10 protein-coding genes are annotated in these 13,111 nt (G+C 51.0%); 1 reads left to right on the top strand and 9 read right to left on the bottom strand.

Annotation, left to right across the window (positions count from 1 at the left end; all coding sequences use genetic code 11):
* Positions 1 to 11: 11 nt before the first annotated feature.
* Positions 12 to 1,331, bottom strand: coding sequence for an APC family permease (locus A7589_RS19465; RefSeq protein ID WP_108188969.1), 1,320 nt, complete (start codon positions 1,329 to 1,331; stop codon positions 12 to 14).
* A 207-nt stretch (positions 1,332 to 1,538) separates the two neighbouring features.
* Positions 1,539 to 2,687, bottom strand: a complete 1,149-nt coding sequence (locus tag A7589_RS19460; RefSeq protein ID WP_000109306.1) for an MFS transporter — start codon at positions 2,685 to 2,687, stop codon at positions 1,539 to 1,541.
* Between the two features lie 314 nt (positions 2,688 to 3,001).
* Between A7589_RS19460 and ycaC the strand changes: the two genes are divergently transcribed.
* Positions 3,002 to 3,628: an isochorismate family cysteine hydrolase YcaC gene (gene ycaC / locus A7589_RS19455; protein WP_000165876.1), complete on the top strand. Its 627-nt coding sequence runs from the start codon at positions 3,002 to 3,004 to the stop codon at positions 3,626 to 3,628.
* A gap of 36 nt (positions 3,629 to 3,664) precedes the next feature.
* On the opposite strand, the gene A7589_RS19450 is transcribed toward ycaC, so the two are convergent.
* The 7 genes from A7589_RS19450 to A7589_RS19420 form a co-directional block, all read right to left on the bottom strand.
* A complete protein-coding gene (locus tag A7589_RS19450; protein ID WP_108188968.1) occupies positions 3,665 to 4,528 on the bottom strand; it encodes a dimethyl sulfoxide reductase anchor subunit family protein in 864 nt (287 codons plus the stop codon).
* 1 nt (position 4,529) lies between these two features.
* Positions 4,530 to 5,147, bottom strand: coding sequence for a dimethylsulfoxide reductase iron-sulfur subunit DmsB (gene dmsB / locus A7589_RS19445; protein ID WP_000213098.1), 618 nt, complete (start codon positions 5,145 to 5,147; stop codon positions 4,530 to 4,532).
* Positions 5,148 to 5,157: 10 nt separating this feature from the next.
* Complete coding sequence (dmsA, locus tag A7589_RS19440; protein ID WP_000850272.1) at positions 5,158 to 7,602, bottom strand: dimethylsulfoxide reductase subunit A; 2,445 nt, start codon at positions 7,600 to 7,602, stop codon at positions 5,158 to 5,160.
* A 237-nt stretch (positions 7,603 to 7,839) separates the two neighbouring features.
* Positions 7,840 to 9,132: a serine--tRNA ligase gene (gene serS, locus A7589_RS19435; RefSeq protein WP_000886683.1), complete on the bottom strand. Its 1,293-nt coding sequence runs from the start codon at positions 9,130 to 9,132 to the stop codon at positions 7,840 to 7,842.
* A 90-nt stretch (positions 9,133 to 9,222) separates the two neighbouring features.
* Positions 9,223 to 10,566 carry a replication-associated recombination protein RarA gene (gene rarA / locus A7589_RS19430; protein ID WP_000067772.1) on the bottom strand — a complete coding sequence of 448 codons (1,344 nt, stop codon included), beginning with the start codon at positions 10,564 to 10,566 and terminating at the stop codon, positions 9,223 to 9,225.
* 10 nt (positions 10,567 to 10,576) lie between these two features.
* On the bottom strand, positions 10,577 to 11,188 hold the full coding sequence (gene lolA, locus A7589_RS19425) for an outer membrane lipoprotein periplasmic chaperone LolA (protein ID WP_010354356.1): 612 nt from the start codon (positions 11,186 to 11,188) through the stop codon (positions 10,577 to 10,579).
* A 158-nt stretch (positions 11,189 to 11,346) separates the two neighbouring features.
* A partial coding sequence (locus A7589_RS19420) for a DNA translocase FtsK (RefSeq protein WP_502693647.1) occupies positions 11,347 to 13,111 on the bottom strand: 1,765 nt, incomplete at its 5' end.

Below are 13,111 nucleotides of genomic sequence, written 5' to 3'. Positions count from 1 at the left end.
AGTTGGCAGCATCACCCCATTTTCGGGAAGATTCCTGTCAGGCAGGCAAACGCGGTAAAGGCAAAACACCATATCCCGACGGTCATTGCCATCGGCTTATTACGAATAAAGACATACTCTGGTTTATATTTCTGCGCCAGGCGAACAACAGCAATAAACGCAACAAATACCCACAAATAACGCAGTGGCATCACTACCGAGTTAAGATTTAACAGCCATTTATAGAGATTGTTCATATCGCCGATGCCGAGAGTCGGGAGCATAATCAGGATCGCCACCAGCACCAGAGTCAGAAAATAGCCATTCACGGGTGTACCGGAAGCGTTGGTACGACATAAACTGGCAGGAATATATTTGCTGTCGGCATCGCCTAATAACACTTTAAGCGGTGCATCAATCGAAAATACCAGTGCGGCAACTTGCCCCAGAGTGTTCGCAATGGCATAAATCACCATTAAGGTATTACCCATATTGTAATACTCCCCCAGCTTCTGGAAGGCGTAATACTGACCGTTAGTCATCAAATCATCGGGAATATTGCGCGAGTCAAACATCATCCCCATCGCCAGTGAGCCGAGAATCGCACATACTGCTACCATGCCCGCCAGACACAACATCCCTTTTGGAAATTCTTTTCCTGGGTTGCGTGTTTGGTTAACGTAAGGAGAAATCTTCTCAGCACCACCAACCGCAAAAACCAGCATTGAAATGGTGGTAATGTAGGTGAAATCGATATGTGGTATGAATGTTTCCCAGGTAATGTTAGTAGTCGCAATATGCACTTCAGTAATCGCAGGCGCGGTTACCGCCATCGCCACATAAAGGAGCGACATGACAAACATTGCAATCCCTGCCACAGAACCAACAATTTTCAGTGACTTCATGCCACGGGAGGCAACCCACATAAAGAAGACGAACAGCACCAGCGTTAACCCCTGTAACGCTACGACCGAATATTCTTTGATTAACGAACCATCGCCTTTCATCGCCCAGCCGAGCGCGATCAGTATTGCCTGCGGTTTTTGTGCCAAATAAGGAATATGCACCACCCAGTAGGTCCATGCTGCAAGGTAAGCCAGCCCTGGCCCCATGGTATGTTTAATCCAGGTACTAACGCCCCCTCTCCCGTCTTTAAAGGTCGAACCTAACTGGCCGACAATCAGGGCATAAGGTGTGAAATAGAGCGCAAAAATAAATACCCATGAAAAAACAACCACCAGTCCCTGGTTGGCATAGTTATTTACAACGTTGCCAAAGCCCCAAACGGTAATAAATGACATCAAAGCAATGTTGTACCATCGCAACTGTTTTTCCTGAACGTTCCCAGCCATAGATCGATCCTTCGCCAATATTTAATGGATATTTAGAAAACGAGGAATTATGCGCGGCAAACAAGACGTGCGGAAATAGCGGAATGCAAAATTATAACCTGCTGCACACTTTATTTTTTTACGAATAAAATTTGCTAAAAGATAGTTGTACAGAGGAAACAAAAAACAGAGTGCGAAACAGCCAGTTCACACTCTGCACTCATTCATTTACACGTGAGCAACGGGTTTTGGTGTATGACCGGCGTTACGAAGCAGCATGAGTAAATAAATAAACGACACACTGGCGATCATGATAAACAGCAGATTATCAGAGAAATTCTGCATTAACATGGCAGTAAAAGACGGGCCAAGCAGACTACCAACGGTATAACTTAGCAATAACGCCTGATTCATTGCCACCAGCTGATGATGTTCAACTTTTTCGCAAGCCCAGGCCATCGCCACCGGATAGAGCGTAAAACCGGCTGCACCGAGGATGAACAACGCAGGTGCCATTGCCGCCTGACTTAACATCGCAATACTACCGAGAATGACGACAAATACCTGAACGCGCAGTACCAGCAAGCGACCAAATTTATCTGCCAGACGACCAATTGGCCATTGCCCAAGGATACCAGCACTAACCAGAACCGCCATCCAGAAGCCAATGCTGGCGTTGCTAATCCCTTTATGATTGAGGTACAGCGGCATCAGGCCATACAAAGACCCCAGAACGATTCCCGAGATAATACAGCCGTTCACGCCAAGCCGCGCCTGACGAAGTTTTAGCATTGACGTAATTGGCGTCGAAGCATGGTTCTCAGCCTGCTGATTCACGATACGAGTAAACAGCAGCGGCAAGATCCCTGCAAGGGTCAACCCTGTAGCCCACGGCAATACGCTCATCAACTCGGTTGAAACTTTACTGAGCAGTAACTGACCTAAAAACGTCCCCACGTAATAAACCATCATATAGGCGGCAAGTAACCGCCCACGGTTACGTGACGTACCGCTGCACATCAGCGCGCTTTCTACCACCACCCAAATCATGGCGCAACCAACGCCTGCGACGAAACGCCAGGCTAACCAGCTCCAGAAACCAATCATCAAGCCAAGCCCGGCACAACCCGCAGCAAAAATAAAGGAAGCAAGGTAATAGCTGCGATTAAACCCAAAGCGTTTAATGACATACCCTGTCAGTAAAGTACCGACCAGGTTGCCGGTAAAATAAGACGAACTGACGACGCCGACCTGCCATGTGGGCAAGTGTACCTGGGCGAGCCATAGCGGCACGAGTGTATTTAACACCGCGATCGCCAGAGTCAACAAAAGTAGGCCAGACAGCAAAAGCATGACAGGCCGGGTATACGTGGACATGAATGAAAACCGTGAGGAAGTTCAAATTTCATGCGCATCATGCCACCGCCAAAAACATTGTCAATGGGTGAAAATACGTACATAACGCAGCGGCTGTATTATCGATTTATATTACTCATTCATAACACTAATAACGAAAAGATAATCAGTCTCATCTAATTGTTTTTATTGATCTAACGTAACGTTCATATGTTTAGTTCAGTCGAAAAATTTCATGGTCACTGCAAACCTGAATTTCCCGTCTATGCTTTCAGGGCAACGCATCGCGTCTGAACGATTTCAGGCGTACCACTGACTCTCGAAAGGAGAAGAGAATGACCAAACCGTATGTTCGTCTCGATAAAAATGATGCTGCTGTTTTGTTAGTTGATCACCAGGCCGGTTTACTTTCCCTCGTGCGGGATATTGAACCTGACAAATTTAAAAATAACGTGCTGGCGCTGGGTGACTTAGCCAAATATTTCAATCTACCCACCATTCTTACTACCAGTTTTGAAACCGGTCCTAACGGCCCATTAGTCCCTGAACTGAAAGCACAGTTCCCGGATGCACCGTATATTGCCCGTCCGGGAAATATTAACGCCTGGGATAACGAAGATTTTGTTAAAGCGGTCAAGGCGACAGGTAAAAAGCAGTTGATTATTGCCGGAGTGGTCACCGAAGTTTGCGTAGCATTCCCGGCACTTTCGGCGATTGAAGAAGGTTTCGATGTCTTTGTGGTGACTGACGCGTCAGGAACCTTTAACGAAATTACCCGGCATTCGGCATGGGATCGTATGTCACAAGCAGGGGCACAATTGATGACGTGGTTTGGTGTCGCCTGCGAACTGCACCGTGACTGGCGCAACGATATCGAAGGTCTGGCGACGCTGTTCTCTAACCACATTCCTGATTATCGTAATTTGATGACCAGTTATGACACCTTAACGAAACAGAAATAAAAGAAAACCGGGGCCGAGACCCCGGTTATAAACATCTTAGCTGGCAACGGCCATCCCTACAGTCATATGCAACCCGTAGAACACGCCGCGCCCGATTAACTCACCAGCCAGAAGCAGGATGAATGACACGGAAAGCAGCGATACCGCAGGCTGAGAACCTTTTAACTGCGGTACAATCCACAAGCACAGTGCCACGGCGATAAGCACAATGCGCCAGGCCATCAGCGCACCGTAATCCGGCACTAACGCCGCTGCCTGCTGTACAGAAGAGTGAATCGTAGCGAGTTCAGCCCCCTGCATTACAGACATTACGCCGCTCACCACCAGCGCCAGCACTGAAATGGCCGGAAGTAAACGCATCACCCAACCATTAACCCCCGCCAGACGCAGTAACAAATATCCCAGCAGCGGGCCTCCCATAAACATAGTCAGGAAGAAACCCATCGGTGTCCAGATGCTGTACCAGGTCGGTACGGTATCGATGCTGTTATAAACTCGCACCATCATCCAGACAAACACCACGCCGAGAATCATCGTCACCACCAGCCACAGCGTGCGTAATGCCGGTGACAGCTTTTTCAGCACTGCCAACAACCAACCGATGCCACCTACGGCAAAAAAGATCGAACCACTGGCGATTTCGTTACTCAATGCCGAAGAGCCAACCCGGTTGAGTGAGTTAAAAGCGCGCATGGGTGAGCCAAGGTGAAGCATTGAGGCGATAAAGCCAATGCCCATCAGTACCCACAAGCCAAACATACAGGTAATCACCAGCTGTTGGGTATCGGCCCGAAGCTCGCCTTTCAACAAGGCGAATGCCAGAACGATAAAACCGCCCGCGACGCACTGCCCGAAGACCGTGAAGATCATCAACGGCCATTCATGCCATCCACTTCCCATCTCACACCTCCTTCGGATTTGCCAGATAGCCAGTGGTATCCCCGGTTGGGCGGCTGTTGGCGTTAGGTTTGATCACAATATTCGGTTTGGTAAAGTGCGCTCGTGGCAATGGCGCAACGGCCGCCAGATCGCCGTGTTTTTTACGCAGCTCGTCGATAGGGCCGAAATCCAGCGCCCGCAGCGGGCAAGATTCGACGCAGATCGGCTTTTTACCTTCCGCTACACGGTCATAGCAGCCGTCGCATTTGGTCATATGCCCTTTGGTTTCGTTATACTGCGGTGCGCCGTACGGGCAAGCCATATGGCAGTAACGACAACCGATGCACACATCTTCATCAACAACGACAAAACCATCTTCACGTTTATGCATCGCACCGCTCGGGCAGACTTTGGTACACGCCGGATCTTCGCAGTGATTGCATGAAATCGAGAGATAGTAGGCAAACACGTTTTGATGCCAGACACCGTTATCCTCCTGCCAGTCGCCACCAGCATATTCATAAATGCGGCGGAAGCTGACTTCTGGCGTCAAATCTTTGTAGTCTTTACAAGCCAGTTCGCAGGTTTTGCAACCGGTGCAACGGCTGGAATCAATAAAAAATCCATACTGGGTTGTCATCGGTTACTCCTTACACCTTTTCAACCTGAACAAGGTTTGTATGCGACGGATTCCCCTTGGCGAGAGGAGACGGACGTTGAGTGGTCAGTACGTTGATACAACCGCCCTTATCGACACGTTTTGCATCCGGGTCATACCAGGCGCCTTCGCCCAGTGCGACCACGCCCGGCATCATTCGTGGCGTCACTTTCGCCTCAATATGAACTTCACCACGATCGTTAAAGATCCTGACTTTATCGCCGTTGCTGATACCGCGTTTTTGCGCATCAAGCGGGTTGATCCACATTTCCTGGCGGCAAGCCGCTTTCAGCACGTCTACGTTGCCGTAGGTGGAGTGAACGCGAGATTTATAGTGGAAACCTGTAAGTTGCAGCGGATACTGTTTGTTCAGCGGATCCTGATAACTTTCAAAACCTGGCGTGTAGATCGGCAGTGGATCGATCACGTCGCCTTCCGGCAATTCCCAGGTAGCGGCAATGTCAGCCAGCGCCTGGGAATAGATCTCAATTTTGCCTGATGGCGTGGTCAGTGGATTAGCCTGCGGATCTTCACGGAAGGCTTTATAAGCAACGTGATGCCCTTGTGGGTCGCGCTTTTTAAAGATCCCCTGCTTGCGGAACTCTTCAAAGGTCGGCAACTCAGGGATCGCTTCCCGCGACTGCGCATACAGGTGACGCATCCACTCTTCCTGAGTACGACCTTCCGTAAACTGTTGCTCAACGCCAAGACGTTTTGCCAGTTCGCTGGTCATTTCATAGATGGTCTTACATTCAAAGCGCGGTTTAATCACCTGATCGTTGAAAATCACGTAAGACATATTCCCGCAGGATGCATCCAGCGCAAAGTCCATCTGTTCGGAAGCGGTGCAGTCCGGCAGCAGGATATCAGCGTATTTCGCGGATGATGTCATGTGGCAGTCGATCACCACAATCAGCTCACACTTCTTATCATCCTGAAGGATTTCATGGGTACGGTTGATTTCAGAATGCTGGTTAATCAGGCAGTTACCCGCATAGTTCCAGATCATCTTGATCGGCACATCCAGCTTATCTTTTCCGCGTACACCATCACGCAGCGCCGTCATTTCCGGGCCACGTTCAATGGCATCGGTCCACATAAACATCGAAATGCTGGTCTGGATCGGGTTTTCGAGGGTCGGCATCCGCACAAATGGTAATCTGTATGAACCTTCGCGCGCGCCGCTGTTACCACCGTTAATCCCGACGTTGCCGGTCAGAATTGCCAGCATTGAGATAGCACGAGTAGCGATTTCACCGTTAGCGTGACGCTGCGGCCCCCACCCCTGGCTGATAAACGCCGGTTTGGTACTGCCAATTTCACGTGCCAGTTTGATGATTTTGTCTGCCGGAACGCCAGTGATTTGCGATGCCCATTCCGGCGTTTTGGCAACGCCGTCTGCCCCTTCACCCAGAATATAGGCTTTGTAGTGACCATTTTTCGGCGCACTGGCTGGCAGGGTTTTCTCGTCGTAGCCAACGCAATATTTATCGAGGAATTCCTGATCAACCAGATTTTCGGTGATCATGACGTACGCCAGACCGTTAACCAGTGCGGCATCTGTCCCCGGACGAATTGGGATCCACTCATCTTCACGCCCGGCACCGGTGTCGGTATAGCGCGGATCGATGATGATCATGCGAGCATTTGATTTCTGACGAGCCTGTTCAAGGTAATAAGTTACCCCGCCACCGCTCATTCGCGTTTCGCCCGGGTTATTACCAAACAGCACCACCAGCTTACTGTTTTCGATATCTGACGGGCTGTTGCCATCCGCCCAGCCGCCATAGGTATAGTTCAGACCTTCTGCAATTTGCGCGGAGGAATAATCACCATAATGGTTCAGATAACCGCCGCAGCAGTTCATCAGGCGCGCGACCAGGGTATTTCCCGGTGGCCAGGAACGGGTCATGGTGCCGCCCAGCGTACCTGTACCATAGTTCAGATAGATGGATTCGTTACCGTACTCTTTAATCAGTCGCTGCATATTAGTAGCGATAATGTCGTAGGCTTCTTCCCAGCTAATACGCTCGAATTTGCCTTCACCGCGCGCCCCGACGCGTTTCATCGGATATTTCAGGCGATCTGGGTTATAAACGCGACGACGCATCGAACGCCCACGCAGACAGGCGCGTACCTGATGCAGGCCGTCGTAATTGTCATCACCGGTATTATCCGTTTCGACGTATTTGATTTCACCGTCCACGACATGCATTCGCAGTGGGCAGCGGCTACCGCAGTTAACTGTACATGCGCTCCAGATAACCTTCTCGTCAGAATTTGCCGCAATGGCGTTATCGACAGCGTGCGCTATTCGACTAAAAGGTAATGTTAATGCACTGCTGGCCATCGCCAGGCCACCGATCGCTGTCGTTTTAACCAAACCACGGCGACTCACCTCAGCAGCCAATACCGCATCAGGGATTTTCGTTTTCATAATGGCTCACTCAAGCTTGCTCACGATTAATTCCAGTAACAAACCGTATTGTGTAATTATTTTTATAGCTGGCGCTATATAGGTTTGTATACATCGAATGATTTGAAAATCAACGGGATAGGTAGATTTTCACTCGTAAGTAGTATTGCGCTTAAGTAACGAGTAATTATTGTTTGGTATCAAAGGGAGACAAAAAAAGCGCCCGCAGGCGCTTTTTAGATTCAGAAAAATTGGGTATTAGCCAATATATTCCAGTCCGTTCATGTATGGACGCAGAACTTCTGGTACTTCAATACGACCATCAGCCTGCTGATAGTTTTCCATTACTGCAACTAGCGTACGGCCAACAGCCAGACCGGAACCGTTCAGGGTATGCACCAGACGGGTTTTCTTGTCAGACTTGCTGCGGCAGCGTGCCTGCATACGACGCGCCTGGAAATCCCAGACGTTAGAACAAGAAGAGATCTCGCGGTAGGTGTTCTGCGCCGGGATCCATACTTCCAGGTCGTACGTTTTGCAAGCGCCAAAGCCCATGTCGCCGGTGCAAAGGATGATTTTACGGTACGGCAGACCCAACAGTTGCAGGACTTTTTCTGCATGACCGGTCATCTCTTCCAGCGCCGCCATAGAGTCTTCCGGGCGCACGATCTGAACCATTTCAACTTTGTCGAACTGGTGCATACGGATCAGACCACGGGTATCACGACCATAAGAACCGGCTTCAGAACGGAAGCATGGTGTATGGGCGGTCATCTTAATCGGCAGGTCATCTTCATCAATGATTTCACCGCGCACCAGGTTGGTCAGCGGAACTTCTGCCGTTGGGATCAGCGCGTAGTTACTGGTGTCTGCTTCTTCTTCCAGCGGACGGGTATGGAACAGGTCGCCAGCAAATTTCGGCAACTGACCTGTACCGTAAAGCGTATCCTGGTTAACCAGATACGGGACATAGTTTTCACTATAGCCATGCTGCTCGGTATGCAGATCCAGCATAAACTGCGACAATGCGCGGTGCATACGTGCGATCTGCCCTTTCATCACTACAAAGCGCGAACCGGTTAGCTTAACCGCTGCTGCAAAGTCGAGGCCAGAGTGCATTTCACCCAGCGTCACGTGGTCACGAACTTCAAAGTCGAACTCACGCGGGGTGCCCCAGCGGCTGACTTCAACGTTGTCATTTTCGTCTTTACCCACCGGCACTTCATCTGCAGGCAGGTTAGGGATTGTCAGCGCGATATCGCGAATTTCAGCCTGTAAAGCATCCAGCTCGGCTTTTGCTGCATCCAGCTCTTCGCCCAGTTTGTTCACTTCCAGACGTAAAGGCTCGATATCTTCCCCGCGCGCTTTCGCCTGGCCAATGGATTTCGATCGGGAGTTACGCTCCGCTTGCAGGTTTTCCGTTTTTACCTGCAATACTTTACGACGCTCTTCAAGAGCGCCCAGCTTATCTACATCCAGCTTAAAGCCCCGGCGTGCCAGTTTTTCAGCGACTGCGTCTGGCTCATTACGCAGCAGATTGGGATCGAGCATGCTTATCCTGTGCTTATCGAATTAAATGGGAGATGTGGCCACAGCCTGCGACCACAGGGATACAGTAACAACATTACCGCAACGATAACATTAACGGTAGCGTTTTATGGGGCTATTTTGATCCTGTTCAGCCAGCCAGGCGAGCTTTTCGCCAATCTTGCCTTCCAGGCCCCTGTTTGTCGGGAAATAATAGCGTGTTTGTGCTATTTCTGGCGGGAAATAAACCTCACCGGCAGCATAAGCGTTTGCTTCATCATGAGCGTAACGATATTCCTGCCCGTAGCCCATTTCCTTCATTAATTTCGTCGGCGCATTACGCAAGTGAACTGGCACGTCATAATCCGGACGTTCGCGAGCATCGGCCAGCGCGGCTTTAAACGCGGTATACACAGCGTTACTTTTTGGCGCACAGGCCAGGTAAACAATCGCCTGGGCAATGGCGCGTTCGCCTTCTGCCGGACCAACGCGGGTAAAGCAGTCCCAGGCAGCAATCGCCACCTGCATCGCGCGTGGATCGGCATTACCTACATCTTCCGACGCTATCGCCAGGCAGCGACGCGCGACATATAACGGATCACCACCAGCAGTAATAATGCGCGCATACCAGTACAGCGCCGCATCGGGTGCACTACCACGTACAGATTTATGCAGTGCGGAAATCAGATCGTAAAAGCGATCGCCTTTGTTATCAAAGCGGGCGCTACGCTCACCGGCGATTTCCGTCAGCAATTCGGGCTTTAGAACACGTTTGCCGCTGCCATCGATTTCGGCCATATCCGCCATCATTTCCAGCGTATTCAATGCCCGGCGAGCGTCACCATTCACCAGTTCAGCAATCGCACGGCGTGTTTCATCTGGCAGAACAATATCCTGCCCGCCATAGCCGCGCGTTTTGTCTTCCATTGCCTGAGTAAGTACTCGCTCAATATCCTCGGTCGTCAAGGATTTCAGCAGATAAACGCGGGCACGGGAAAGCAGCGCCGAATTAAGCTCAAACGAGGGGTTTTCAGTCGTCGCGCCAATGAAAGTGATGGTGCCATCTTCAATATGCGGTAGAAAAGCATCCTGCTGGCTCTTGTTGAAGCGGTGCACTTCGTCGACAAACAGAATGGTGCGGCGTCCGGCGTTGCGGTTCTGCCGCGCCCGCTCGATCGCCTCACGAATCTCTTTCACACCAGAGGTAACGGCAGAAATACGTTCCACATCAGCGTTTGCGTAGCGGGCGATCACTTCGGCAAGGGTCGTTTTACCCGTACCTGGCGGCCCCCAGAGGATCATAGAATGCAGGTGCCCGGCTTCGATAGCGCGCGGCAACGGCTTCCCCGCAGCCAGCAAATGTTGCTGACCGATATACTGTGCTAAATTTTCTGGCCGCATACGCGCGGCCAGAGGTTGAAAAGTATTATCCGAAAAATCGAGCGACAGATTGCTCACTCAGGTGCCTCTACTTACGTTGGTCATCTACCGTTACGCCTTGCGGCGGGGTGAAGGTAAATTTAGCTGCATCCACAACGCCATTTTGCTGGGACTTTAACTGATAACTGCTGCGCTGATCGTCCTGCTCCACCGCGCTAAACTGATGGATTGTGCCATCACGCCCCACGTTAATGGTGAATTGCTTCAGATTACCATTGCTGGTTTTCGGCGTGAGGATAAAGTCATCACCATTCTGTTTGATGTTGTACTGCTGCCAGTCGCTGGACTGGTTGCGGGCAATCAGCATAAACGGCGTATTACCGGTGGCATCTTTCAGCCAGGTTGCCGTAGCTTGCTCAACGAACGGGTTATAGAACCACAGTGTTTTACCGTCAGAAACCAGAATGCTTTCATCAGGTTGAGTCATATGCCAGTTGAATAAGTTTGGACGTTTCACCCACAGATCGCCCTGACCTTCCTGCACCGCCGCGCCGCTACCGTCAGTCACTTTTTGTGTGAAGCTGGCGTGGAAGCTGCTGACTTTATCCAGGCGGCTTTTCAGATCGCTTGCGGCATCAGCCCATACGCTGCTTGCTACTAAGCTTGAGAGTAATGCACAGGTGATGGCAATTTTTTTCATCATTATTCCTCAAATTACGTCACTCCCGATCGGGAGTTCCCTCTACTCTCTATTCCAGGCTAATAATCAGCTTGAGGAAAGAAGAAAATACTGAATTTTCAGTTGATAGAGTGCCGGATGCGACGCTATCGCGTCTTATCCGGCCTACAATGCCCTAATCAGTCAAACGGCGGTGGAGCCAGCACTTCACGATTACCGTTGTGACCCTGTTCGCTGACGATCCCCTGCGCTTCCATCTGTTCGATAATACGCGCCGCACGGTTATAACCAATGCGGAACTGACGCTGTACGCCTGAAATTGACGCTTTGCGTTTTTCAGTGACGAACTGCACCGCCTGATCGAACAACGGATCCAGCTCTTCTGCGCCATCGAAACCACCGGCTCCACCTTCACTTTCACTGTCGGAAGTGATGCCATCGACATACTGCGGACGTCCACGCGCTTTCCAGTCCTGCACCACGGCATGAACTTCCTGATCGCGAACAAAGGCACCATGAACACGTACCGGCATGGTGGAGTTCGGCCCGGAGTAGAGCATATCGCCCATTCCCAGTAACGATTCGGCACCAGCCTGATCAAGAATGGTACGCGAGTCAATCTTACTGGATACCGTAAAGGCGATACGAGTTGGAATATTCGCTTTAATCAGACCTGTAATAACATCAACTGATGGACGTTGCGTTGCCAGTACGAGGTGGATTCCTGCGGCACGGGCTTTTTGCGCCAGACGTGCAATCAGCTCTTCCACTTTTTTACCCACCGTCATCATCAGGTCGGCAAATTCGTCCACCAGAACAACAATATAAGGCTCTTTTTTCAGCACCGGATGCTGAGCATCCATACTGTCGCCCGGTTTCCAGTACGGGTCTGGTATTGGGCGCATCATACGGTCAGCTTCAGCAATTTTTTCGTTATAACCCGCCAGGTTACGTACACCCAAAGCCGACATCAGTTTATATCGACGCTCCATTTCGTTGACGCACCAGCGTAAAGCGTTGGCAGCATCTTTCATGTCGGTCACGACTTCCGTTAACAGGTGCGGGATACCTTCATAAACTGAAAGCTCGAGCATTTTCGGATCGATCATAATGAAACGCACATCTTCCGGCTGCGCTTTATAGAGCATACTCAGAATCATGGCGTTCACACCGACAGACTTACCGGAACCGGTAGTCCCCGCAACCAACAAGTGCGGCATTTTTGCCAGATCGGCAACGACCGGATCGCCAGCGATATCTTTACCCAGCACTATCGTTAATGGCGATGGGTTATCGCGGAACTTAGCGTTGTCCAGCACTTCGCGCAGGTAAACGGTTTGGCGTTTTTTGTTAGGTAACTCCAGACCTACGTATGGTTTACCCGGAATAACTTCAACGACACGAACCGCCACAGTTGATAGCGAACGGGCCAGGTCACGTGACAAGTTAGAAATACGCGCAGCTTTTACGCCCGGTGCCAGGTTCAGCTCAAAGCGAGTGATAACTGGCCCCGGAGAATAGTTGACGACATCGGCTTTAATGCGGAAGTCAGCCAGGCGCGCCTCTACCAGACGCGCCATTTGTTCAAGCGCAAAGGTATCTACGGGTTCCACTTCGCTCGGCGGCGGCGTCAGCAAATCCAGAGAAGGCAACGGCGTCGTCGGTTTGTGTAGCGGACGACTGTCGCCATTGCGCATTAACAGCGGATGAAGCAGGGTATCCTGCGGCTGTGGTGCCGTCGGTTGATGCGGCTGCTGATAGTGATGCTGCGGTGCTACCGGTTGTTGCGGCTGCTGATACTGCGGCTGGGGCGCTACCGGTTGCTGCGGCTGGTGATAGTGCTGCTGCGGTGCCACCGGGTGCTGCGGGTGGTGGTAATGCGGCAGGGGCGGGGCCGAGTGGTGGGGGTGGCGGGTATGGGGGAGGGAGGTGGTCGGGTGGGTG

Source organism: Escherichia sp. MOD1-EC6475 (assembly GCF_003046645.1).
Lineage (GTDB): Bacteria > Pseudomonadota > Gammaproteobacteria > Enterobacterales > Enterobacteriaceae > Escherichia > Escherichia ruysiae.
Note: the sequence above shows the minus strand (reverse complement) of the source record. Positions and strands in the feature narration are given on the sequence as shown.